Origin of the sequence: Glutamicibacter sp., assembly GCF_050701915.1 — a bacterium.
Lineage (GTDB): Bacteria > Actinomycetota > Actinomycetes > Actinomycetales > Micrococcaceae > Glutamicibacter.
The window spans coordinates 1-22,675 of record NZ_JBOGEG010000032.1; the positions used below are offsets into that span (position 1 = coordinate 1).

Below are 22,675 nucleotides of genomic sequence, written 5' to 3' on the forward strand. Positions count from 1 at the left end.
GTTCATCCCCATGGGGATGAACCGAGGCGCTTTGCCATGTTCCCGGGGCGCCGCAGGGTTTAAACTGGAAGGCACACGATAGGCGCACCCCGCGAAGCTCGGGGACTTGCACGTCTCTCGCAGCTGCCTAGGAGCAAGTGATGAACAGCATCGAGCCATCCTCCGACCGGTACACCAGCGGCACCTTGCGTGATCGGGTCTTCGCCGCGCTGCGCCTCGCGGGAGTGGATCCGCAAGACTTCAAGGCAACGGACCTGCGCGAGGCGGACCATTTCCACACCGGGGGCCTGCAAGCGACCAGCTTCGTGGCGAACTCCCTCGGGCTCGGCGCGGGAACCCGGGTGCTCGACGTGGGCGCCGGCCTGGGCGGGCCGGCGCGCTGCTTCGCCCTGCGTGGCGCCCTGGTCACCGGGGTGGATATCACCGCCGAATTCGTGGACCTGGCCCGCGAGCTGGACGCGAACTGCGCGCTGGATCGATCCATCACCATGCTGAAGCGCCCGGGACACGACACCGGGTTGGCCGATGCCAGCTTCGACGCGGCCGTGCTGATTCACGTGGGCATGAACCTGGCTGACAAGCCTTCGGTCTTCGCGGAGGTCTGGCGGCTGCTGCGCCCCGGGGCGGTCTTCGGCATCTACGACCTGATGGGTTCCAACGAACTGTCCTTCCCGATGCCGTGGGCCGAGCGGGCCGAGGCCTCCTTTGTGGAATCCGCCGCAGCATACGCCGGCGCGCTGAAGGACGCAGGGTTTGCGGTTACCGGGCAGGTCGAGCGCACCGTGGAGGTGCTCGAGGTCCTGGAGCAGATGCGCGACTCGCTGTCGGCGGGAACCGACCCGCTGGCCACCCCGCTGGTCCTGCGCGAGGACGGCCCGGTGGCCGTGGCGAACCTGAGCGCGGCGATATCCTCCCGGCAGCTGGTCCCGCTGCTGATGCTCGCAGGCAAGCCGGCGGACCGTACCGCATAGCGCCCGCTATTCCCTGCGTGGGGGCTCATCCACAGTCCGCACTCTGCACGCCCGACCCGTCGTATCCGGGAGCTCACCGAGCCCACCGACCCAGCCGCAAGGGCTTCCCCGCGTCTGGCCCAGGAACTGGCTTCCGCCAGACAGGCCCAGGTCGATGAATCCGCCCGCATGCGCGCGACCGCCGTGGACCGCATCGCGGCCATCAACGCCCTCACCCTCCACGTCGAGGAACTCGAGGCGCAGCGCACTTTCGGAGCCGACACCAGCCGGGACGCGCAGCGCTGAGCAGGGCGACCCAGCTTCCTGGACCCCGCCGCACTCTTGGCGTCCTGGCTGCACCTGCCCTATGCCGAAGCTGCCGGTCTCGTCCGGGACGCCAGCGACCTCACCAGCCGCCGGGTCCCGGCAGGAACCCTCTTCCTGCCGCGCTTCACCCATCTTGGGAGCAGTTCACCGCCCCGGTGCTGCATCCGGCCCTCGTGCAGGAGACCAACCGCAACCTGGCCAAACGCGAACCGAGGGAACTGGCTTTCGAAGGCATCCGCATCGAAACGGCACTCCGGTACACCGATGGAGGGCAGTGGAGGAACACGCCGCCGAGGCGCTGCGCGGGCTCAGAGCATGAAGGAAGCCGAGACGCATGTGGCGGAGCTGTTCAACAGCGCCACCACTGCGGGCACCGCGACCAAAGCCTCGCCACGGCGTGGGGTGTTCGCGTTGCCGATGCGCAATGCGCTCAGCCGGGTGTTTCTCATGCGGGTGGGCACGGTGGAGTGCGAGGTGCTCGATTCGTTGATCGCGTAGACCAATTAACCCGCGCACCCGGGCGGGGCAGGCAATGAACGGAACGGCACCTACGAGGCTGGAGACCTTGGTCGAGACCATGGATCCGGGCGTTCTCTAACCGTCCGTTGCGGAAGCCGACGCCAGCGTCGAATCAGGCACCTCTGGTTCTAGCCTCCCGGGCTTTCTCCCCGAAGGAGTTGGCTACGAAGCGCGCTGGGGCCCCGACGCGACCGAAACCATTGCGACCTTGCCCGAACGGCGCTGAACGCGCTGGAGGACATCCTCACCACCACCGCTGGTGGTGACGGGCGGATCCGGCTGGATGTGCTCGTGCATCTGAGGTGCGAGAGCCTGCAGGATTAGGCTGCCAGGGATGAGTACACCGTGCACGGTGTGCACCGAGCCGCCGGAGTGGCTGGAGTTCCGCCATATCGGTAAGGGCGGGGAAAGAAGCTGGGTGATCCGGGAGCCTCCTGCCGTGGTGCGCATATGGATGCCAATGCGACGCGGATCCAGGTGGTGCTGTTGACCGGGTTGCCGCCTGTGATTCTGCCGAAGCCTGCTGATCCGGAGCAGAAGCCGCCGCCCAATACATATCGAGATTAGCTATCGGTTCGCGGGAGCACTCTGCCCAGCGCGCGGCGCACGCCACCGCGGGAGCCGAGGTGGAACGCCAAGGCCTGTGCGACCAGTGGATGAAAGCGGGAGCCGAACCCACGTAGAATGAAAGCTCGGCAATACCTCTCGGTGCGCGGGAACCACCCGCAAGTGAGTGACCGTCAACGAAGGACATCAATTTGGGCCAGCCAGCCAACCTGAAGAAGCAAACCCGCCAGCGTATGGAACGCACGGGGGAGAGCTACACGACCGCGCGCAAGAACATCTTGGCCGGCAAGCCCGAAAGCCCCCGGGTCGCCCGCGCTGCCGCCGCACGCGACTACGCCAAGGAAGCGCGCGAAAAGGCCAAAGCGCAGGAACAGAAGGGCAAGAACGCTCCGGCTGCTTCGCCAGCTGACGAGCTGCCTGAATACCCTGCACCAAGAGATGTCATCCAGTACGATGCTGCGCTCTGGCACCGCGTATTGGTCCAAGCTGGCGTCACCAACAAGCACACCGGCGAACCGCTGAGCCAGGCATTGCTGGCTGGCCTTGCCGGCGGTATAGGCTTCATGGCTTTCACCCACGAAGGCGGCGAAGAGACTGCAGTAACCTTGGTGACCCGCCATAACCCGGAGCCCTATACCCAGAACCTGCTGGCCCGTTGCGGTGCTACGGTGACCGAACGTACCACCGGCTCAGCCGAACGCGCAGTCGAAAACATGGACGCTGCCCTGGACGCAGGCCGCACCGTGGTGGTCCGCGTGGCAATCAGCGCGCTGCCATGGATTGATGGCAACACGGTTGATGAAGCAGAGACCCTGGACCTCGTCGTGGTTGGCGAGCACAAGAAGGACCTGATGGTAGATGACGGTTCAGGTGCCCTGAACCTGATCAGCCCCAAGGAACTGGCCATCGCCCGCGCGATGCGCAAGAAGGAAAAGCACTGGCAGGCTTGGATCCCGTCTTCGCGCTCGCCGAAGGCCGAGACCCTGGCAGCCAATGCTGTCGAGGCTATTGAGGAAACCACCGCACGACTGCTGGGCACCAGCGAACTTTCCGGGGTTCCAGTGCACTTTGCCAAGAACTTCGGCATTACCGGCATGCGCACCTTGGCCACGCGACTGCGCGATACCGAGTCCAAGACCGGTTGGTCCCAGATCTTCGCAAGCCAGCAAGCGCTGGCCAACGGCTTGAACCAGCTCGCAGGTTTCTTCTCCGACACGCGTTTCAGCGGCGAAGGCGCATTGCGCGGCCTGTACTCGGACTTCCTTTCAGAAGCTGCGGAACTACCAGGACTGACAGTGCTGGCAGCCCACGTAGATGCTTACCAGCAGCTCTCCGTCCAGTGGGATGAGTTCGCGGACCTGATTGATCCAGAGACCGAGTTCGCCAAGCGCGCTGAGCACTTCGCCGTATTGGCTGACGCGATTGAGCGCATTGCCGAGGCTGAAGAGCAAGCCGCCACCGCCTTGGCCGCGACCGCCAAGAAGCTGGCATCCAAAGCAGCCAAGTAAACCTGGCTCAATATAAGCCCTGCCATCCGGTGATCTTACTCACCGGATGGCAGGGCATTGTTGTCCCGGCGTGCCAACTGCGGCCCCTTGCGTCAAAGCCAGTGCACTATCAAAAGCGGGATTATCCCGGAATCTTGATAACCTAGTTAGGTGAGTAACGAGATTGAGATCGGCCGCGGCAAGCGGGCAACTAAGGCATATTCCCTGGACGACGTAGCGATCGTACCGAATCGCCGTACCCGTGATCCGAAGGACGTATCGGTGTCCTGGCAGATCGACGCCTTCCAGTTCGACACCCCTATCCTGGGCGCGCCAATGGATTCGGTGACCTCCCCGGCTACCGCAATCGCACTGGGCAAGCTCGGCGGCCTGGGCGTACTGAACCTCGAAGGCCTGTGGACCCGCTACGAGAACCCGGAAACAGTACTGGCTGAAATCGCCGGCCTGAAGTCCGAGGCGGCAACCCGCAATGATTCCAAGATCACCGCGAAGCTGCAGGAGCTGTACGCGGCTCCAATCCAGCCAGAGCTGATCACCTCGCGCATCTCCGAGATCCGCGACTCCGGCGTTGTCGTTGCCGGCTCGCTGACCCCGCAGCGCACCCAGGAGCATTACAAGACCGTAGTTGCTGCTGGCGTCGACATCTTTGTCATCCGCGGCACCACCGTTTCGGCAGAGCACGTCTCGAAGACCACCGAACCACTGAACCTCAAGCAGTTCATCTATGAACTCGATGTCCCAGTGATCGTTGGCGGCGCAGCCGGCTACACCCCGGCCATGCACCTGATGCGCACCGGCGCAGCTGGCGTGCTGGTTGGCTTCGGTGGCGGAGCGTCCTCCACAACCCGCCGCACCCTGGGCATCCACGCACCGATGGCTACCGCCATCGCCGACGTTGCAGCTGCACGCCGCGACTACATCGAAGAGTCCGGCGGACGCTACGTCCATGTCATCGCCGACGGCGGCATGGGGAACTCCGGTGACATCGTCAAGGCCATCGCCATGGGCGCCGACGCAGTGATGCTCGGTACGGCACTGGCACGTGCCGATGAAGCACCAGGTGCTGGCTACCACTGGGGCATGGAAGCTGTACACGAGGCCAGCCCACGTGGCGATCGTGCCAAGGTCGGCACCGTTGGTTCGCTGGAGAAGGTCCTGCACGGCCCATCGCACGAGACCAACGGCACCTCGAACCTGGTTGGCGCACTGCGCCGCTCGATGGCCACCACCGGCTACTCGACCCTGAAGGAATTCCAGCGCGTAGACGTTGTGCTTTCCCCCTACGAATCCGATCGCTTCTAGAGGATCTTGATCTGGCCCCGCTCTTCTGCTGAAGGGCGGGGCCAGAGCCATTTAACCGCTCGGTCTCAACGAATGAGCAAGCAAGTTGGTTCCATAGGCGGAAAATAGGGCGACAGGGCTAATCTCACGCCCCTCGCATTTCGAGTTCTACGCTAAATAGAAGTACCGTTAGAGTGTGTTTAAAACCGCCCTGAAGCTCAAATGGATCGGCGCCCTCTTTGCTGCGCTAGCTATCGCCACCGGATTCGTTCTGTTATCCGGTTGGCAGTTTGGCGCCTCCGAATCCGAGCCGCCGGTCAAGATCGATCAGACCGAGAAGCCGGTTGCGCTCATTGAGCATCAGGAAGTCGGCAAGGAACTGCTTGGCACCAAGGCAGACCAGATCATCACCATGGAAGGCGAATTCGTCCCCGGCACAGATCAACTGATTGCGCCGCGCCTGAATGGTGATCAGCGTGGTGTCTGGGTCCTGACCGAGTTCAAGGTCGAGGGCGCGGCCCAGCACGCCGGCATTGCCGTCGTGCGCGGCTGGCAGTCCGAAGCGACCAAGCCGGAACCGGCACCGGAAGGCGAACTGGAAATTACCGGACGCTTGCTGCCAAGCGAAGGCCCGGAATTCCGCGAGGACCTGCGCAGCGCAACCCTGCCAACTGTTGCCTCAGCACAGCTGGCGAACATCTGGGATTCGGTCCTCTTTGAAGGATTTGTCACGGCCCACGAAATCACCACCGCCAAGGGCGAGGCCGTAGCGCAGCCGGGCCTTGACACCGTAAATGTCGGTCCGCAGCCGCAGGAAGCGCAGATCAACTGGCTGAACGTCTTCTACGGCCTGGAATGGGTCCTCTTCGCAGGCTTCGCCATCTTCCTCTGGTACCGCATGGTGCGCGATGATTACCAGCGGGATCTCGAAGAGATTGCCGAGCGAGCTGCCGAAACGCATCTCAAGGGTGGCAATGTCACCCAGGCTGAAAACAACAACGAATAGCATTTCACGCACACCGCACTTCTTACCGAACTCGGAAGGAATCACTAACGATGTCCAGCACCACCCCGGCACCGAAGCCCCGGAAATTCGGCGGCACCCCTAAGCAGATCCGTGCAGCCGCATCCTTCTACAAGGTCTTCGCCTACATCACCGGCGTGATGCTGTTGCTGCTCGTGCTGGAAATGATCTTCAAGTACTTCTGGTCCCTGGAACTGTTCGTGGGTGGCTCCTTGGTGGATGGCACCGCCAACGCCATCGGCATGTACAACCGGGCCGAGGTAGCCGGGGGACTGAATCTCTCGCTGGGTATCCTGATCGCCCACGGCTGGCTGTATGTGGTGTACCTGTTTGCCGACTTCCGCCTCTGGACCTTGATGCGCTGGCCTTTCATGCGCTTCATTACCATCGCGCTCGGTGGCGTTGTCCCATTCCTTTCCTTCTGGACCGAAGCCAAGGTGCACGCGGAAGTAGACCGCGAGCTGGCGGCTCATCCGAAGGCAGCCAAGCGCTACTGACACGCAGCTGCATTACTTTGCAGAGGGCAGATCTGTTCATCAAGAATGAACTGATCTGCCCTTTGCTTTTGCCAATAATCCACTAGGTGACGCTGATGACATCACCTTGGCTGTTTCGCGCGCAGTGAACCGCGTAGACTGTAACGGTGACTACTGCTCCCCTCAATCCAGAACATAAGCCGGTTCTGGTCGTCGACTACGGGGCCCAATACGCGCAGCTCATCGCTCGCCGCGTACGTGAGGCCCGTGTGTACTCGGAGATCGTTCCGCACACCCTGTCCACCGAAGCCATCTTGGCCAAGAACCCTGCAGCGATCATCCTTTCCGGTGGTCCTTCCAGCGTTTACGCCGATGGCGCCCCTTCCGTCGGGGCTGACCTGTTTGAAGCCGGCGTGCCGGTCTTGGGCATCTGCTACGGCTTCCAGGCCATGGCTAACGCCCTGGGCGGTACCGTGTCGGAAACCGGCCTGCGCGAGTACGGCCGTACCGCAACCATCTTCGAGGGCGAAGCCCGCTCCATCCTGGCAGGCGCCGCACAGGCCCCTACCGTCTGGATGAGCCACGGCGACTCTGTCTCCAAGGCCCCAGAGGGCTTCGAAGTGCTGGCCACCACTGCTGGTGCTCCGGTTGCCGCTTTCGCAAATGAAGCAAAGCGCCTGTACGGCGTGCAGTGGCACCCAGAGGTGAAGCACTGCGAGTTCGGCCAGGATGTCCTGGAGAACTTCCTGTACAACGGTGCTGGCCTGAAGGGCGACTGGACCGCTGACAACATCGCTGACGAGCAGATCGAGCGCATCCGCGCCCAGGTCGGCACCGGCAAGGCCATCTGCGGCCTGTCCGGCGGTGTGGACTCCGCTGTTGCAGCTGCCCTGGTGCAGCGCGCCATCGGCGACCAGCTCACCTGCGTGTTCGTCAACCACGGCTTGCTGCGCGAAGGCGAAGCCGAGCAGGTTGAGAAGGACTTCGTAGCTTCCACCGGCGCCAAGCTGTACATTGCCGACGAGCGCGAACGCTTCCTGACTGCTCTGGACGGTGTCACCGACCCGGAGACCAAGCGCAAGATCATTGGCCGCGAATTCATTCGCGCCTTCGAAGCAGCAGAGGCAGCGATCATCGCCGAAGCCGCTTCCGAGGGCGAGCCAGTGAAGTTCCTGGTCCAGGGCACCCTGTACCCGGACATCGTCGAGTCCGGCGGCGGCGAAGGCACCTCCAACATCAAGAGCCACCACAACGTGGGCGGCCTGCCAGAGGACCTGGACTTCGAACTCGTTGAGCCACTGCGCACCTTGTTCAAGGATGAAGTGCGTGCTGTAGGCCGCGAGCTCGGCTTGCCCGAGGAAATCGTTGGCCGACAGCCATTCCCTGGCCCAGGCCTGGGCATCCGCATCATCGGTGCGGTCAACGAAGAGCGCCTGTCCATCCTGCGCAAGGCTGACGCGATTGCTCGCGCCGAGCTGACCGCTGCAGGCCTGGATGACGAGGTTTGGCAGATGCCGGTAGTGCTGCTCGCTGACGTGCGCTCGGTAGGCGTGCAGGGCGATCACCGCACCTACGGCCACCCGATCGTGCTGCGTCCGGTATCCTCCGAGGATGCCATGACCGCCGACTGGTCGCACCTGCCATACGATCTGCTCTCGAAGATCTCCAACCGCATCACCAACGAGGTAGATGGGGTGAACCGCGTGGTGCTGGACGTTACGTCCAAGCCACCTGGAACCATCGAGTGGGAGTAAAACCCCAAGACTGCTAATTCACTTCGCACTGGCGAGTGAATGGGAAGCGGATCCGGTACGCCGGTTCCGCTTCTCGCAGTTAAAACGTGTTTCGCACACCGGTTCTGCACGGTGCGTGCACTACGTTAGAAAGAGGCGTATCTGCACCTGTGGTGCGCCCGAATGTGGTCGGTTCAGTGAAGGGAATGACTGTCGTGACTAGTGGACAGAATGCTGCCGCCGAGCGTGTAGCTGCCTGGGTAAAATCCCTGGGGCAGAGTGCCGGGGCGGATACGACCCTGCGATTTGCTCCGTCGACCTCCAATAGCATCGACATAACCCATGCTAATCCATCGGGATTGGCCCAGTTCCTTGCCGGACGGCGTACCCGCCTGTCCACGCTGCTGCATGATGCGGACCAGTACGCCACCGCGCGTCGCACCGCCCGTGCACTGTCGGCCAAGATCAGCGAACTGTGGGAAGAACGCGGCATCGACGTCGGCTACCTGGCCGCCGGTGTCGCCAATTGGCGTGCCGTCCATGAAGGCAAGAGCGAGCCCGTCTCGGCTCCCATCATGCTCGGACGCATCACGCTGACCAAGCATGTGGATGCCGATGACTATGATCTGCAGCTGGTTGGCCGCGCCACCGTATCCCCAGCCTTCGTGCGCCAGTTCGAAGCTGACCACAACGCCAAGGTCGACTTAGCGGCAGTGGACGCCGAGGCGTACTCCATCGCCCGCTTCGATCCGGCCCGAGGCATGGACGCCCTGCGCCACCAGATGGCCGAGGTCCCCGGAGTGGTAGTAGGCCACCGCCTGTTGCTCTCCACCTTCTCCGAGCTGATGGACCCAGCCGACCCGGCCAAGCTCAATGGCTCCCACCCGGTCATCGAGGCCTTGATCCGTCACGACTCCGCTGAAAAGCAGGCTGGCAACAGCCAAAGCAGCAAGACCTCCGAGGCACTGGCCAACCTGGTAGCTTCCAAACCGGGCGCCACCAAGGCCGACGGCTCAAAGCCGGAAGAAGCCAAGGACGATTCTGCTGCTGAAAAGAAGCAGGACGAAGAGCAGCCTGAAACGCAGGCCGCAGAGGCCAAGGGCCATGAAGGTACCGGCTCCCGCCTGAGCCGCGTGAAGAACATCCTCAAGGAAACCGCGCGCTCGCGTAAGCAAAGCCTTGCTTCCGAAGAATCTTCTGCCCGCAAGGTCCACACCGGCACCACCACCATTGCCAAGTCTTCTGATGACCGCGATCCGGAAGATGAGCTGTTCTTGCTGGACGCGGATGAATCCCAGTCCAAGATGCTTGACTACATCGCCGCCGGTGAATCCGTAGCCATCAATGCCGCCGCCGGTACCGGTGCTACGCAGACCGCGCTGAACGCAGCCGCGCTGCTGGCCGCCCAGGGCAAGCGCGTCCTGGTGGTAGCGGAACAGCGCTCCGCCGCCGAAGAATTCGTGACACGCTTCAACGAGCACCTGGATGCAGGCAGCATGCTGCTGGAACCAAACGAGGATCCAGAAGCGCTGCGCGCCATGATGACCAAGGCGATCCTGCGCAACGAACGCGCTGAAGAACCGCAGCTGGGCTCCATGTTCAAGCGCCTGCGCGAATCCCGCCACGCACTGCACGAGCACGTGAAGTCGCTGCACTCGGTACGCAGCCGTTGGGGTTGCTCGCCATACCAGGCAATGCAGGAGCTGGCACGCCTCTCCGCACTGGAACCAGCGCCATCCACTACCGTGCGCCTGAAGCGTTCGGTGCTGGACTCCATGGGCCAGCGCGGACATGTTGCCGCACAGCTCAAGCGCGCAGCCCAGCTTGGTGCGTTCTCCAAGCTGCACACCACCAGCCCATGGCATGGTGCGCCGCTGCGCAACACCGAAGCCACCGAAAAGGCCTTGAATCTGGCAAGCGGCCTGGGCCGCGACCTGCCAATCCTGCATGATCACATGTTGCAGATTGCCGAGCGTTCGCAGATCCGCCTGGAAGAAAGCTACGACAAATGGGGAGACCAGCTGCAGTTGCTGGTCGCCGTCCGCGGCTCGCTGGACAAATTCGAGGCCGACATCTTCGAGGGCGACATCGATGATTTGATCGCCGCTACCGCAACCAGCGCATGGCGCCGTGAACACGGCGTTGAGATGGGCTCAATTGTCCGTTCCCGCCTGCGCAAAATTGCCAAGGAATACGTCCGTCCAGGCATGCACGTAGCTGACCTGCAGTCCGCTCTGCAGGCCGTGTCGGTCCAGCGCGATGCTTGGCGTGCCATCGCCACCAGCCAGCGAAACCCGCAGGTCCCAGGCGGCCTGCTGGATGTTGAAGCCGGCTACCATGACGCCGGAGCCCGCATCGACAAGCTGGCTGAAGTGCTGCCGTCCTCCTTGGGCTCGCGCCTGCGTGAAATGCCCATCAAGGAACTGCTCTCGGTGATTGCCGCGCTGGTCGAACGCCGCGAGGACCTGGGCGAACTGCCAGAGCGCACGTTGATCTCCGAGCAGCTCGCCGAAGCTGGGCTGGGCGACTTGCTCGATGACTTTGCCGAACGCGAGATCGATGCTGACCAGGTAGACAGCGAATTGGAGCTTGCCTGGTGGCAGTCCGTGCTGGATGCCATGATCTCCGGTGATGACTTCCTGGCCATGAACGACGGTTCCAAGCTGGAGAAGATCGAGGCTGATTACCGCCTGGCTGACGGCGCGCACATCGCCGCCGGTCCGAAGCGCATCCGCTGGGCGCTGACTCGCAATTGGAAGGCCGCGCTGGCTGACCACCGTGCCGGCTCCCGCGCGCTGCGCGAAATGCTCAAGGGCGGAACCCCGAGCATTGCCGGGCTGCTGGATCTTGGCGCACCGCTGGCCAATTCGCTGACCCCGGTCATCGTCTCGGCTCCGCTGCTGCTGGGCAGCGCCCTGCCGGAGGACACGAAGTTCGATGCTGTCATCCTGCTGGAAGCCAACTACCTGACCCTGCGTGAAGTCCTGGATGCGATCCGCCGCTCCGACCAGGTCATTGCCATCGGTGATGAAATGCTCGGCGGTCCAAAGCGCTTCGAGGTCTCCGTGGACCCGACCGCACGTGTTCGCGAGCAGGGCGTGGACCGTTCCGCGCTGGAAGCCTTGAACAAGGTCCTGGTGACCGGTTCGCTGTCCACCGTGTACCGCGGCATTGACGAAGGTCTGGTGGAACAGCTGTCCACCACGTACTACGATTCAGCACTCTCGCGCCTGCCAATGGCGGTGAACCTCACCGGCAACTCTTCGCTGCTGCGCGGCGAATACGTGCCGGATGCCACCGGCTCGCTGTCCAGCAGCGAAGACGGCGTGCAGACCACCGCCGCAGAAGTGGCGCGCGTGGTGGACCTGGTCTTCGCGCACTTCAAGAACCACGGCGGCGAATCGCTGGCAGTCATTGCCTCGAACCGCAGCCATGCCTCGGCCATCGCCGAAGCGATCCGTGTCCAGCTGCCAAACCACAAGTACGCGATGGAGCACCTGCGTTCCAAGCGCGAGCCATTCGTGGTGACCACCATGGACCGGCTGATCGGATTGCGCCGGGACTCGGTAATCTTCGCCTGGGGCTACGGGCGTACTCCGCACGGCAAGACCCTGCACGAATTCGGTGCACTGTCCCGCGAGGGCGGCGAGCAGCTGTTCGTCGCCGCGATGACCCGATCGCGTACCCGCATGACCTTGGTCTCCAGCCTGTTGCCGGAAGACGTGGACCTGAACCGCGTCTACCGTGGTGCCCGCCAGTTCTTCGAACTGTTCGGACGCGTGCAGGCCGGGGATTCCGGAGTCAGCTCGATGCGCAACCCGCGCTTCGATCCATTGGTCTCGGATCTGGCCCGCCGCCTGCGCGAAAGCGGTGCCATTGTTTCCGAGGACTACCGCGGGGTGCTGGACCTGTCGGCCCACGCCTACGACTCTGCGCACAGCGGCATCCGCCCATTGGCCGTGGTCTACGACGGAACCGAGCACTATGCCGGCCTGACCGTGCGTGAACGCAGCCGCCTGCGCCCGGAATTCTTCGAGAAGCACGGCTGGCGCTATGTTCCGCTGTGGACCATCGACGTCTTCACCGATCCGGGTGCGGTCACCGATCGCCTGGCCCATGCACTGGGACTGAAAAAGCCCGCGGCCCCAGCCCAGGCTTCAGCCCGTGCCGGTGTGGCCGCCGCTCGACCGGTGTCGGCCCGCGAAGTCACCACCGAGGCGGAAGCGCCGAAGGAAAAGTCGAAACTGCTGAAGTCTGCCAAGGCGCGTCTGGAACCCAAGGCCGAGACCAAGCAGGAAGTGCCAGCTGCTGACAGCGGTGCCAAGGCTGAAGTAGCCGAAGCACCTGCAAAGGACAGTGCGGATAAGCCGCTGACTCCAGCCCCTGTACCGGCTACCAGCAAGATAGATGATCCGGAGCCAAGGAAGTAATGACTTCTGAGCAAGAACCAACGCGCGGCCGCCGCAAGCGGCCGCGCGTTGTCGCACCCCCGCAGCATCTGACTGCTCGCGTTGAACTCACCGGCAGCTACGCGCCTGTGCCGCATTCAGAATCCGTGGACCGGGCACTGGCCGGCCCCCAGCCCGCCGAGACTTCCGCTGAAGCGATGGCATCTCGCGCCAAAAAGCTGGCCGCCGATCCACTTTCCGAATTGCTGGCCAAAGACCAGGACCCGAGAAACTGGGGCGACGCCAAGGAAGACCTGGCTGAAATGATGAAGCGCGAGAAGCCGCCGCACTGGGGCTGAACTCCTAATTCACCAAGATGGCTGAAACCTTGCCACGCGATACAGCCCCGGCCAGATCATCCGAGAGGCTGCTGGCAGCCGCCACGACCACAATTCCCTCACCAGTCGGGGCCGCGCTGCTGAGCATGCCAAATTCGGAACCGGTGGCATTATCCGGAACCCAGAGCACCGGCACCGCCTTGGCAATGGTCTGTGAGCTGATTTCCTTTTCAAAGCCATCTCCGGTGGTCAATACGATATCCACCAGCTGCCCTGGATGAAGCAGCGTCACCGTGGCCGGGTCGCTCAAACGCAAGGGAACGGCCACGGTGCCTTCCGGGGAACCGGTCAAAAGTTGCGGCCCCACCAAGGAATAGTCGCGCAACACCGTTCCGGCATTTAGCGCCACGGCAGCTCGTTGCCCCGATATCGCATCAATGCTTTCAAAGACTTCAACATCTTGCGGGTCAAGCCGCACCGTTTGAACCGTCAGCTGGTTGGCGGATATTCGGGACCCAGCAGGAATATCACTGAGCGCCACCACGACCTCGCGCTGGGCTAATTGCCCGGAGGAAAACACATTGAGCACACCCGCCAAGGCCAACAGCGCGCAGGCGATGGCCAGGGGCTTCCGGTAGCGGCGCAACAGCTCATTGCGGTTGCGCACCGGTCTGATCTTCGGTTTGGGAATCACCGGAGGTCGGGAGGCAGCTTGGGGTCTGAAGAGGAAGCTCATAATCCCATGCAACCTTCAGGTCCGGGGCCCCATCGCACGCTGCCCGCGAGCTGTGGGTAAATCAGATGATTTGATGCACCTGCTGCGGGGTGAACACCAAGTCCACTGGCTGGTCATGCTCATCGATCTGGAAGGCGCCGGCCGGAACGTACTCATGCTCATAAACTACGGCCGCTACACGTACCGGGGCATCTTCGATCAAGGGCAGGAAGCGATCGTAGTAGCCACCGCCCTGGCCCAAGCGCAGCCCGTTTGAATCGATAGACAGCGCAGGCATGATCAACGTATTGATCTCGTCAAATAGCTCTGTGCCCATCCGTTCGCCCACTGGCTCCATCACCGGGGCCAAGGTGCTCGGCTGGAATTCCATGCCGGGGGAGTACTCAACCCACGACAGCGCATACTCCGGTTCGCACACCGGTAGGTAGACTTCAATGCCTTCCTTGACCAAGGCATCCAAGAGCGCCTCGGTGGATGGTTCATCCGGACCCGAGCAGTAGGCCGCGACCTTCTGGACGACTCCGGTGCTCTGGCTCAGGTAGCCAATCACCGTATGCGCCAATTCGAGGCCGAGCTGCTCGCGCTTGCTCGGATCAAGTGCCCTGCGCCAGGTGCGGACAGCGGCACGCGCGGCCTTCTTGCCGGAGCCAGGATTCTGATCAGCAGTGGGATTCATGCCTACAGCTTACGTGCAAGAAACGAAACGCTGACCGCCTGCGCTGTTACCTACTGCGAGCATGACGAAGTAATACGATGTGCACATGTTCTTCTCTCGTCGGGCAAAGCACCTGGTTCCGGATCTGGCCTCGGAACGGCTGTTGTTGCGCCAGCTGACCGCCCGTGACGAAGCCGAATGGATCAATCTGCGCTACGCCAATTCCAAATGGCTCAAGCCATGGGATCCCACCAGTCCCTTGGGCCCGCCAGAAGCTATGACCTTCCGCGAGATGCTCAGGGCCAAGGACGAATCAGCCGTTGACGGCAGCGGATTCTCCTGGGCGTTGGCTCTTCCCCAGCTGCACAAAGGGCGCCCGCCGCTGATCGGGCAGGTTTCCGTGTCGTCGGTGCAATATGGTGCCGCGCGCACAGCGTCCATCGGCTACTGGCTGGATCGCAACCATGCCGGCTTTGGCCTGATGCCTGAAGCGTGCGCCTTGGTCATTGACCATTGCTTTGAGCAGCTGCAGCTGCATCGGCTGGAAATCAATATCCGTCCGGAGAACGCAGCCAGCCTGCGCGTAGTGGACAAGCTCGGTTTCCGTGATGAGGGGCTGCGCAAAGGCTATCTGCACATCGATGGGCAGTGGCGGGATCACCGCACCTTTGCGTTGACCCGCGAAGAGGCGGAAACTACGCTGCTCGAACGCATCTACGAATACTGACGCGAATTCCGGGACATTTCGATCAATCAAGCTCTGATATGAGAGAACTGCATTGAAAACTTGCAGACACGCCAAGGGATGTGCGTGAGCGCGCACCCAAGGTTGCATAGTGTTGATTCGAAGGAACCATATTTAGTTCCACAAGGATTTGACCGACTCAATCGGTGATGGAGGACCCACATGGCTGGCACGTCACAGAGCGCTTCGCAGGAAAGTGCTGCGACCAAACTCAAGATTCGTGTGCGCTATGGCCGGTTGTCCGTCGCGCTCGTCGGTGCCTTGGCTGTCATCGCGACCGTCTTCGGTCTCGTCTTGGCTCCTTTCACTGCCCTGACTTTCGGCACCGTGGGCCTGTTCGCACTGATTGCTGTCGCATCCTTCGCCACTCTGCGTGGCTTGGCTGTTCGCGACCGCAACCGCAAGCTGCTTGAGCATCTCGAAGCCACCCGGCAGAAGGCACTGCAGACCCCGGCCTTTGACGATGCAGCTAACCAGGTCATCTCGCGCAAGCATGAGAATGACGAGGTCTTCGATGCTCGTCCGGGTTCTTCCCGCCGCGCTCCAGCCATCACGGCTGAGGAGCTGCGAGCCGAAGCGCTGCGCGTGGCGCACGGCCACGGCGGCGTGAAGCAGCCAGTCACTTGGGAACCAACTCACGTGCCCAAGCCGACCTACGTGGAAGCCAGTGAGCGCATCGCCAAGACCGCGGAGTTGGCAGCTGAACAGGGTGCCAAGCGTACCCACAAGCCTGCATTGCCGGTGGAGGAGCCACTGCGCCCTAGCAAGCAGATCAGCCTGAAGGCATCGGAAGATGCAAAGCGCCTGGCCACCGAAGTTTCGGCCGAAGAGCGTGCAGCTGTCGCTTCGGTAGTTGCCAAGCGTACCGAGAGCGCACCAGCAGCCAAGGAAACCGTTGCAGCGGTGACTGCCGCTCCAGAAGTGGCACCAGTGGCTGCCGCAGGCACCAAGCCTCGCCTGAACCTGGATGCGGTCATGCAGCGCCGCCGCGCATAAGAATTCCAAGCACAAAGACTTGTGGCCCGGACCTCGTGAAGAAGTCCGGGCCACAAGTCGCTTAAGCGCTTCTAGCTGATCATGTCATCGAATGGCAGCGGACCGCGGTTGCCCCGGTGGTGCGCGAACACCAGGGTGGTTTCGGTATGCCCCACCGACTCGTCGGTAGCCAGGTTGTCCAGCACCCAGTCACGCAGCGCATCGGTGGAACCGACCGCGATATGCAGCAGGTAATCGGTGCCGCCGGAAACATGGAACATGGACAGCACCTCGGGCAGCTGCGGGATGCGTTCCACGAAAGCGTCAATCTTCTCGCGGTCGTGGGCGCGCAGCTTGACCGAGATCAGTGCCTGCACGGTTCGGCCGACAGCTCCCAGTGAAACCTCGGCGTGGTAGCCGGTGAGGATGCCGCGCTCGACCAGCGAACGGGTGCGCAGCAGGGCGGTGGATGGAGCGATGCCCGCGCGCTGTGCGAGGGTCGCATTGGAGATACGCGCATTCGCGACCAATTCGTCGATGATGATTCGATCGATTTCGTCCAGATCGACGTTTGATGAAAGCTCTGATTGCTGGGCCATAAGAATATTTCATCATATTCGCGAGGTATCAGTGGGATCTTTGGCAGAAAAATCGGCGTATGCCGTCCGCGTACGAGTAAATAATCGGTGAACAAACGGATATATTGGGGATATGACACGTCGTTCTGAGCACACCGGTGAATCCTTCGATACCAGGCTGGCGGCCTATTGCTTGGTGGAACATGAAGGAAAGGTACTGCTTACGCTCTGGGATATGCGTCATCGCGATCCACGCTTCACCCCGCGCTGGTCCCTTCCCGGTGGCGGCATCGACCTGGGAGAGCCTATCGAGGAAGGCGCCCGCCGTGAAGTCTATGAAGAGACCGGCTACGCGGTTGGCGAGCTGGCGCTCCTGGACGTGAGCACGGGAGTCATTCCTGGCTCCAAGCGCTACTCGGGCGAAGGGCATGCCATGCAGACGGTGGCTGTCACCTATCGCGCCAAGCTGACCGGGGGAGAACTGCGCCATGAAGTCAACGGTTCTACCAGCCAGGCCGCCTGGTTCACCCGCGAGGAGATTGCCAAGTTGAACTGCATTGAACGCGTTGAGAGCATTTTGCGACTGACCGCACCAGGCAAGTAGCGACGGATCGCCGCTGGCCTGCCCTAGAATCAATAGGGACATGAACTTGCGAAATACCATCACCGTTGGCGCGCTCAGCGCAACCCTGCTGCTAACCCTGTCTGCTTGCACCGAAGAGGCAACGCCAGCAGCCGAGCCAAGCAAGGACATCACCTTGCAGATTGCTGCCGGTTCCCAGCCGGCAGACCAGGCCTTGGCCCATGTCTACGCCAACGCGCTGAAAGCTGAAGGCTACAAGGTGTCGTTGAACAAGCCCGCCGCTGATCCTTACCAGCAGGTTGTCGAAGGAAAAGCTGATTTGGCTATAGACCAAGCGGCCAAGGCGCTGCCCCTGGTTGCTGATCCGGGGGCTATCACCGGTGAAGATCAACTGCTGAGCGCCGAGGAATCCAAGAGCCTGCGCAGCGCCATCAACGACGCTGAGGGCAAGGTTTCTGCCTTGGAGCTCAGTGCAGCTGATGCCGGAAAGGTCTTGGTCATGAGCCAGGCCCAGGCAACCTTGCACAAGGTCGATTCGGTGGAAACCCTGATCGCTGCTTGCGCCGATCTGACGATCATCAGCGAAGAAACCAACGCGGCCTCCTTGAAGGCATCATTGAAGGATGCTGGCTGCGAGAAGCCGAAGGTCTTGGCAGAAGAACCAGCGAAATTGGCCAGCAAGCTGCGCGCCTCGGTGGACAGCGCGGTGGCGCTCGGCTCTGGAGATGCCGTCATCTCCGATGAAGGCTTCTACAGCATTCCGGGAAGCGCCGCCTTCTTCAACGCCGAGCAATACATGGTACTGGCCAACGGCGATGTGGATGGCAAGGCCCGGGCAGAACTGGACAAGATCACCGGAGAATTCTCGCAGCAGTCCCTCGTGGACCTGAACCGGATGGTCAGCCAGTCCGACGGACTGAGCCCAGAGCAAGCGGCTACCCGTTGGGAATGGATCATCGAAGAGTAGGCCCCGGCCAGCTCTCCCAAGATTTCGACCGCTGGTCATAGCGGTCGAGTAATAAGGTGTGTCGAACGCACCTGACGTGAGAAAGTGTAACCATGGCAGAATTCAAACAATCAACGAAACTGCACAACGTCCTCTACGACATCCGCGGCCCGCTGCTTGAGCACGCCACGCGCATGGAGTCCGAAGGACACCGCATCCTGAAGCTGAACATCGGCAATCCCGCGCCGTTCGGATTCGAGGCGCCTGACGCGGTGCTCGTTGATATGATTCGCAACCTGCCTAACGCCCAAGGCTACTCGGACTCCCGCGGCATTCTCTCGGCGCGTACCGCCGTCTCGCAGTACTACCAGACCCGCGGCATCCAGACCATTGGCGTGGATGACGTCTACCTGGGCAACGGTGTCTCCGAGCTGATCACCCTCTCGCTGAATGCGCTGCTGAACAATGGCGACGAGATCCTGATTCCCGCCCCTGACTACCCGCTGTGGACTGCCTCGGTTTCGCTGGCTGGCGGCACCCCGGTGCACTACCTGAATACCGAGGAAGAAGGCTGGCTTCCAGATCTTCAGGACATGGAAGCGAAGATCACCGATCGCACCAAGGGCATCGTGATCATCAACCCGAACAACCCGACCGGTGCGGTGTACCCGAAGGAAACCCTGGAGGGGATCCTCGAGCTGGCGCGCAAGCACAACCTGATTGTTTTCTCGGACGAGATCTACGAAAAGATCCTCTACGATGACGCCGTGCACATCAACACCGCTTCGTTGGCAGATGACGTGCTGATCCTGACCTTCTCCGGCCTGTCCAAGGCCTATCGCGTGTGCGGTTTCCGTGCCGGCTGGATGGCGATTTCCGGTCCCAAGCACCAGGCCGGCGATTACATCGAGGGCATCAACCTGCTGACCAACATGCGCCTGTGCGCCAATGTGCCGGCGCAGCACGCAATCCAGACCGCCTTGGGCGGCTACCAGTCGATCAATGACTTGATCCTGCCTGGCGGACGCCTGCTCGAACAGCGCGATGCGGCCTACAATTTGCTCAGCGCGATTCCTGGGGTGAGCGTGCAGAAGGCCAAGGGTGCGCTCTACATGTTCCCGAAGCTGGATCCCGAGGTCTACCCGATCCACAACGATGAGACCTTCGCCCTTGAACTGCTCAAGGCGCAGAAGATCCTGATCTCCCAGGGCACCGCATTCAATTGGGTCCGTCCGGATCACTTCCGTTTGGTCACCTTGCCCAACGTGCGCGACCTGACTGATGCTGTTGGACGCATCGGACAGTTCCTGGAGGATTGGCGCGCTCGCGCGTAACTTGCCTTGAACCGCCACCGGCCCGGAATCACTCCTGTGATTCTGGGCCGGTTGTGCTTCAGGGTGATTGCTTTGGAATACAGTTCCCTGCCCAGCTGCGCCAACGCGTGAATGCGACTCCGACAAGTCCGTTGCCATGGTCATTGCCGTAGATCGAGTGTTGGCACCTGCAGGTCTGGACGCGCATGAATGGTTCGGCCGGGCTGCCCGCTGGCCGGAGCTTTCCCCGGGACTCGGCAGCCTAGAGCGTAGAGCTGTGGTTGGGGCATCTTCCGATGGCGAATCCCTCTTCTCACGGGGCCTGCGATGACAGTAGGCTGACAACAACGAATGGCATTACTTCGACACTCGCCCGAGGAGTTTTTGATGAGCGCTTATCCTGCCAGCCTGATAGAAGCGCTACGTGCAGAACCAGGCCTGAAGCTTTCAGCGCGCGCCACCAAGGATGCTGATTGGTGGCCCGAGGATGCCCCACAGGATAAGAAGGCCGCCGGGAATCGCATGGAGGAGCTGGCGCCACTGCTCTCGGATCTGCAGGAGCGGCTCTTTGCCGCATCGGTATCTGGCGGACAAGCGCCGGCAGTCCTGCTTATCCTGCAGGGAATGGATACGGCCGGCAAAGGCGGGATTGTCCGCCACGTCCTGGGCATGCTCGATCCGCAGGGCGTCGAGCACCATGCCTTCAAGGCGCCAACCAAGGAAGAGGCGGCCCATGATTTCCTGTGGCGCATTACCAGGCAATTGCCTGCTGGGGGATTAGTGGGAGTCTTCGACCGCTCCCACTATGAAGACGTGCTGGTCGCCAAGGTGAAGGGATTCGCCACCCCGGATGCGGTCGAGTCCCGCTATGGGAAAATTGTCGATTTCGAGAAGCAGCTGATCGAGCAGGGCATCCACCCGATCAAGGTGATGCTCCACATCAGCCGCGAAGAACAATACGAGCGCCTCTCGGAACGCCTGGACCGTGCCGACAAGCATTGGAAGTACTCGCCGGGAGATGTGGATGATCGCCTGCTGTGGGATGGCTTCCAGGCCGCCTACGAGGTGGCGATCAACCGCACCGACAACCAGAGCGCACCATGGCATATCGTTCCGGCCGACCAGAAGTGGAAGGCCCGCTTGTGCGTCGCCGAGCTGCTGCTGGACACCCTGGAACGCGTTGCTCCGGACTGGCCTGTTGCCACCTTCGATGTGAAGCGGGAGAAGGCGCGGCTGGAGGCCGCGAAGTAGATCTCAGCTAGGCCTGGCTACTGGCCGGCAGCCTGCTCGTGGTTGGCGCGGGCCTGCTCCAAGCGCTGCGATACACCGTTGAGCCAGTTCTCGCAGTGGGCTGCCAGTGCTTCGCCGCGCTCCCACAACGCCAGCGAGGCTTCCAACGCAACGCCACCGGTTTCGAGCTGGTTGACGACGGTCAGCAGTTCTTCGCGAGCCTGCTCGTAGGATAGCTTGGCAATGTCTTCAGGGATCTGTGCAGTCATGATTACTCCAGGTTGGTATTCGACGTGATTAATTTGCGTTCTCGCCGGCAGGGACGGATTCAAGGGTTCGTGCAACCAGCTGCCCGCAAGCCACGCGGATGAACAACTTGCTGTCTGCTGGCGCCTGGGCGGCCTCGCGCACGATGCTTCCGTCTTCCAGCTGGGTGACCGAATAGCCGCGGTCCAGGGTCTGCTGCGGGGAGAGGGCACGCATCTGGTTCTTCAGATGATTGATCTCATCGCTGGCGCGCATTACGCGGTGGCGCAGCAGATCCGTGGAACGCTGCTTCCAGCGTTCCAGGTCTTCGGCTCGGGAAGTGACCATCACCTGCGGGTTGGCCAGCACCGGTCGTTCGCGCACCGAGGCGAGCAGCTGGGCTTCGCGCTGCAGCAGATTGTTGATGGAACGGTCCAAGCGGCTGCGGGCGATTTCCAAGCCGGCGAATTCTTCATGCAGATCCGGGACAATCCGCTTGGCCGCATCGGTAGGGGTCGAAGCGCGAAGGTCGGCCACGTCATCCAGGATAGGGCGGTCCGCTTCGTGGCCAATGGCCGAGACCACCGGCGTCGTAGCGGAGAAGACCGCACGCACCAGATCCTCGTTCGAGAAGGGCAGTAGGTCTTCCAGCGCGCCGCCGCCGCGGGCGATGACGATAACGTCGATTTCCGGGTCCGCGTCCAGCTGCTGCAGGGCGGCGATGACCTGGTTGGCGGCATCCATACCCTGCACGGCGGTGTTGATGACCTTGAACTGCACCGATGGCCAGCGCAGGCTGGCATTGCGCAGCACGTCCTTCTCCGCATCCGAATCACGCCCGGTAATCAGGCCGATGCGGTTGGGAAGAACCGGCAGCGGGCGCTTGCGCTCGGGGGCGAAGAGGCCTTCTGCTCCCAGCGCTTGGCGCAGGCGTTCCAGACGCACCAGCAGCTCACCCAAGCCAACCGGGCGCAGGTCCGTGGCATTCAAGGAAAGCCGGCCGGTCTTGGCGTAGAAGCTCGGCTTCACCTGGGCCACCACGCGCGAGCCCACCTGCGGGGTGGAATCCAGCTTGCGCATCGTCGAGGCCCAAATGGTCACCGAGAAAGAGAAGTCCGCATCGACATCGCGCAGGGTGAGGTAGGCGTGCCCGTTGCGCACATTGGCTTCAAGCAGCTGGCCTTCAACCCAAACTACCGGAGAGTTCTCAATATGGATTTTCAGCTTCTCCGAGAGCAGCCGCAGCGGCCAAGGATTGTCCGCGGTGGTCTGCCCGGCGGTCGCCGGCAAACTGGCGGGGGCTTGGGGATCCATCGGGGCCGCTCCTTGGAAAGTCGAATCTCTGGTGCATCTGTGAGACTACCGCATGGCACCGACGGCTGGCCGGATCCCCGGGGGCAGGGGACGGGCCACGGCAGGTGGAGCGCAGGTATCGCAATGGGCGATTTTCATACTCGATTGGCCCCGCAAGACCCGGGGAAACGGGATTTTCCAACGATTGGGACAAGCCTGCGTGCGGGCATTGCAAGGGGCAATGTGCGGGTGGACACTATTGAG

21 protein-coding genes are annotated in these 22,675 nt (G+C 62.2%); 15 read left to right on the top strand and 6 right to left on the bottom strand.

What is annotated here, in order from left to right:
• Nucleotides 1-140 precede the first annotated feature (140 nt).
• Nucleotides 141-971: a class I SAM-dependent methyltransferase gene (locus tag ACRDT3_RS15280; protein WP_431493790.1), complete on the top strand. Its 831-nt coding sequence runs from the start codon at nucleotides 141-143 to the stop codon at nucleotides 969-971.
• Between the two features lie 621 nt (nucleotides 972-1,592).
• Nucleotides 1,593-1,775, top strand: coding sequence for a hypothetical protein (locus ACRDT3_RS15285; RefSeq protein WP_431493791.1), 183 nt, complete (start codon nucleotides 1,593-1,595; stop codon nucleotides 1,773-1,775).
• Nucleotides 1,776-1,958: 183 nt separating this feature from the next.
• Here the strand turns inward: ACRDT3_RS15285 and ACRDT3_RS15290 are convergent, their stop codons facing one another.
• Nucleotides 1,959-2,246 carry a hypothetical protein gene (locus ACRDT3_RS15290; protein ID WP_431493792.1) on the bottom strand — a complete coding sequence of 96 codons (288 nt, stop codon included), beginning with the start codon at nucleotides 2,244-2,246 and terminating at the stop codon, nucleotides 1,959-1,961.
• Nucleotides 2,247-2,554: 308 nt separating this feature from the next.
• Here ACRDT3_RS15290 and ACRDT3_RS15295 point away from each other — a divergent pair, with 308 nt between their 5' ends.
• The 7 genes from ACRDT3_RS15295 to ACRDT3_RS15325 all read left to right on the top strand — a co-directional run bounded on the left by ACRDT3_RS15295 (nucleotide 2,555) and on the right by ACRDT3_RS15325 (nucleotide 13,132).
• Nucleotides 2,555-3,871, top strand: a complete 1,317-nt coding sequence (locus tag ACRDT3_RS15295) for a DUF4872 domain-containing protein (protein ID WP_431493793.1) — start codon at nucleotides 2,555-2,557, stop codon at nucleotides 3,869-3,871.
• Nucleotides 3,872-4,021: 150 nt separating this feature from the next.
• Nucleotides 4,022-5,173, top strand: a complete 1,152-nt coding sequence (locus ACRDT3_RS15300; RefSeq protein ID WP_431493794.1) for a GuaB3 family IMP dehydrogenase-related protein — start codon at nucleotides 4,022-4,024, stop codon at nucleotides 5,171-5,173.
• A gap of 175 nt (nucleotides 5,174-5,348) precedes the next feature.
• Nucleotides 5,349-6,158: an SURF1 family protein gene (locus ACRDT3_RS15305; RefSeq protein WP_431493795.1), complete on the top strand. Its 810-nt coding sequence runs from the start codon at nucleotides 5,349-5,351 to the stop codon at nucleotides 6,156-6,158.
• A 50-nt stretch (nucleotides 6,159-6,208) separates the two neighbouring features.
• Nucleotides 6,209-6,673 (top strand): DUF3817 domain-containing protein, encoded by a 465-nt coding sequence (locus ACRDT3_RS15310; protein WP_431493796.1) that lies wholly within the window; start codon nucleotides 6,209-6,211, stop codon nucleotides 6,671-6,673.
• Nucleotides 6,674-6,819: 146 nt separating this feature from the next.
• Nucleotides 6,820-8,406 carry a glutamine-hydrolyzing GMP synthase gene (guaA, locus tag ACRDT3_RS15315; RefSeq protein WP_431493797.1) on the top strand — a complete coding sequence of 529 codons (1,587 nt, stop codon included), beginning with the start codon at nucleotides 6,820-6,822 and terminating at the stop codon, nucleotides 8,404-8,406.
• Between the two features lie 185 nt (nucleotides 8,407-8,591).
• Nucleotides 8,592-12,815 (top strand): DNA helicase, encoded by a 4,224-nt coding sequence (locus ACRDT3_RS15320; protein ID WP_431493798.1) that lies wholly within the window; start codon nucleotides 8,592-8,594, stop codon nucleotides 12,813-12,815.
• Nucleotides 12,815-13,132: a hypothetical protein gene (locus ACRDT3_RS15325; RefSeq protein ID WP_431493799.1), complete on the top strand. Its 318-nt coding sequence runs from the start codon at nucleotides 12,815-12,817 to the stop codon at nucleotides 13,130-13,132. The genes ACRDT3_RS15320 and ACRDT3_RS15325 overlap by 1 nt, the downstream gene beginning before the upstream one ends.
• A gap of 4 nt (nucleotides 13,133-13,136) precedes the next feature.
• Here the strand turns inward: ACRDT3_RS15325 and ACRDT3_RS15330 are convergent, their stop codons facing one another.
• Together ACRDT3_RS15330 and ACRDT3_RS15335 are read right to left on the bottom strand one after the other, a co-directional pair.
• A complete protein-coding gene (locus tag ACRDT3_RS15330) occupies nucleotides 13,137-13,778 on the bottom strand; it encodes an RcpC/CpaB family pilus assembly protein (protein ID WP_431493800.1) in 642 nt (213 codons plus the stop codon).
• Between the two features lie 130 nt (nucleotides 13,779-13,908).
• Nucleotides 13,909-14,523: a 5-formyltetrahydrofolate cyclo-ligase gene (locus tag ACRDT3_RS15335; protein WP_431493801.1), complete on the bottom strand. Its 615-nt coding sequence runs from the start codon at nucleotides 14,521-14,523 to the stop codon at nucleotides 13,909-13,911.
• Between the two features lie 85 nt (nucleotides 14,524-14,608).
• Between ACRDT3_RS15335 and ACRDT3_RS15340 the strand changes: the two genes are divergently transcribed.
• Together ACRDT3_RS15340 and ACRDT3_RS15345 are read left to right on the top strand one after the other, a co-directional pair.
• Complete coding sequence (locus ACRDT3_RS15340) at nucleotides 14,609-15,229, top strand: GNAT family N-acetyltransferase (protein ID WP_431493802.1); 621 nt, start codon at nucleotides 14,609-14,611, stop codon at nucleotides 15,227-15,229.
• Between the two features lie 180 nt (nucleotides 15,230-15,409).
• Nucleotides 15,410-16,243: a hypothetical protein gene (locus tag ACRDT3_RS15345; protein WP_431493803.1), complete on the top strand. Its 834-nt coding sequence runs from the start codon at nucleotides 15,410-15,412 to the stop codon at nucleotides 16,241-16,243.
• 71 nt (nucleotides 16,244-16,314) lie between these two features.
• Here ACRDT3_RS15345 and ACRDT3_RS15350 read toward each other — a convergent pair whose 3' ends face one another.
• Nucleotides 16,315-16,821: an Lrp/AsnC family transcriptional regulator gene (locus ACRDT3_RS15350; RefSeq protein ID WP_431493804.1), complete on the bottom strand. Its 507-nt coding sequence runs from the start codon at nucleotides 16,819-16,821 to the stop codon at nucleotides 16,315-16,317.
• Between the two features lie 112 nt (nucleotides 16,822-16,933).
• Here ACRDT3_RS15350 and ACRDT3_RS15355 point away from each other — a divergent pair, with 112 nt between their 5' ends.
• From ACRDT3_RS15355 to ACRDT3_RS15370, 4 genes are all read left to right on the top strand, one after another.
• On the top strand, nucleotides 16,934-17,404 hold the full coding sequence (locus tag ACRDT3_RS15355) for an NUDIX hydrolase (RefSeq protein WP_402470595.1): 471 nt from the start codon (nucleotides 16,934-16,936) through the stop codon (nucleotides 17,402-17,404).
• 40 nt (nucleotides 17,405-17,444) lie between these two features.
• Nucleotides 17,445-18,350, top strand: a complete 906-nt coding sequence (locus ACRDT3_RS15360) for a glycine betaine ABC transporter substrate-binding protein (protein WP_431493805.1) — start codon at nucleotides 17,445-17,447, stop codon at nucleotides 18,348-18,350.
• A 92-nt stretch (nucleotides 18,351-18,442) separates the two neighbouring features.
• Nucleotides 18,443-19,663, top strand: a complete 1,221-nt coding sequence (locus tag ACRDT3_RS15365) for a pyridoxal phosphate-dependent aminotransferase (RefSeq protein ID WP_431493806.1) — start codon at nucleotides 18,443-18,445, stop codon at nucleotides 19,661-19,663.
• Between the two features lie 366 nt (nucleotides 19,664-20,029).
• On the top strand, nucleotides 20,030-20,893 hold the full coding sequence (locus ACRDT3_RS15370) for a PPK2 family polyphosphate kinase (protein ID WP_431493807.1): 864 nt from the start codon (nucleotides 20,030-20,032) through the stop codon (nucleotides 20,891-20,893).
• Between the two features lie 17 nt (nucleotides 20,894-20,910).
• Here the strand turns inward: ACRDT3_RS15370 and ACRDT3_RS15375 are convergent, their stop codons facing one another.
• Nucleotides 20,911-21,141, bottom strand: a complete 231-nt coding sequence (locus ACRDT3_RS15375) for an exodeoxyribonuclease VII small subunit (protein WP_431493808.1) — start codon at nucleotides 21,139-21,141, stop codon at nucleotides 20,911-20,913.
• A 28-nt stretch (nucleotides 21,142-21,169) separates the two neighbouring features.
• Nucleotides 21,170-22,432, bottom strand: a complete 1,263-nt coding sequence (gene xseA, locus ACRDT3_RS15380) for an exodeoxyribonuclease VII large subunit (RefSeq protein WP_431493809.1) — start codon at nucleotides 22,430-22,432, stop codon at nucleotides 21,170-21,172.
• Nucleotides 22,433-22,675 lie beyond the last annotated feature (243 nt).

Excerpts from the sequence above, each read along its gene's own strand:
- ACRDT3_RS15345 (WP_431493803.1), top strand. The coding sequence starts at position 15,410 with ATGGCTGGCACGTCACAGAGCGCTTCGCAGGAAAGTGCTGCGACCAAA.
- ACRDT3_RS15280 (WP_431493790.1), top strand. The coding sequence starts at position 141 with ATGAACAGCATCGAGCCATCCTCCGACCGGTACACCAGCGGCACCTTG.
- ACRDT3_RS15320 (WP_431493798.1), top strand. The coding sequence starts at position 8,592 with ATGACTGTCGTGACTAGTGGACAGAATGCTGCCGCCGAGCGTGTAGCT.
- ACRDT3_RS15290 (WP_431493792.1), bottom strand. The coding sequence starts at position 2,246 with ATGCGCACCACGGCAGGAGGCTCCCGGATCACCCAGCTTCTTTCCCCG.
- ACRDT3_RS15355 (WP_402470595.1), top strand. The coding sequence starts at position 16,934 with ATGACACGTCGTTCTGAGCACACCGGTGAATCCTTCGATACCAGGCTG.
- ACRDT3_RS15370 (WP_431493807.1), top strand. The coding sequence starts at position 20,030 with ATGAGCGCTTATCCTGCCAGCCTGATAGAAGCGCTACGTGCAGAACCA.
- ACRDT3_RS15350 (WP_431493804.1), bottom strand. The coding sequence starts at position 16,821 with ATGGCCCAGCAATCAGAGCTTTCATCAAACGTCGATCTGGACGAAATC.
- ACRDT3_RS15375 (WP_431493808.1), bottom strand. The coding sequence starts at position 21,141 with ATGACTGCACAGATCCCTGAAGACATTGCCAAGCTATCCTACGAGCAG.
- ACRDT3_RS15285 (WP_431493791.1), top strand. The coding sequence starts at position 1,593 with ATGAAGGAAGCCGAGACGCATGTGGCGGAGCTGTTCAACAGCGCCACC.
- ACRDT3_RS15340 (WP_431493802.1), top strand. The coding sequence starts at position 14,609 with ATGTTCTTCTCTCGTCGGGCAAAGCACCTGGTTCCGGATCTGGCCTCG.
- ACRDT3_RS15310 (WP_431493796.1), top strand. The coding sequence starts at position 6,209 with ATGTCCAGCACCACCCCGGCACCGAAGCCCCGGAAATTCGGCGGCACC.
- ACRDT3_RS15365 (WP_431493806.1), top strand. The coding sequence starts at position 18,443 with ATGGCAGAATTCAAACAATCAACGAAACTGCACAACGTCCTCTACGAC.
- xseA (WP_431493809.1), bottom strand. The coding sequence starts at position 22,432 with ATGGATCCCCAAGCCCCCGCCAGTTTGCCGGCGACCGCCGGGCAGACC.
- ACRDT3_RS15360 (WP_431493805.1), top strand. The coding sequence starts at position 17,445 with ATGAACTTGCGAAATACCATCACCGTTGGCGCGCTCAGCGCAACCCTG.
- ACRDT3_RS15325 (WP_431493799.1), top strand. The coding sequence starts at position 12,815 with ATGACTTCTGAGCAAGAACCAACGCGCGGCCGCCGCAAGCGGCCGCGC.
- ACRDT3_RS15335 (WP_431493801.1), bottom strand. The coding sequence starts at position 14,523 with ATGAATCCCACTGCTGATCAGAATCCTGGCTCCGGCAAGAAGGCCGCG.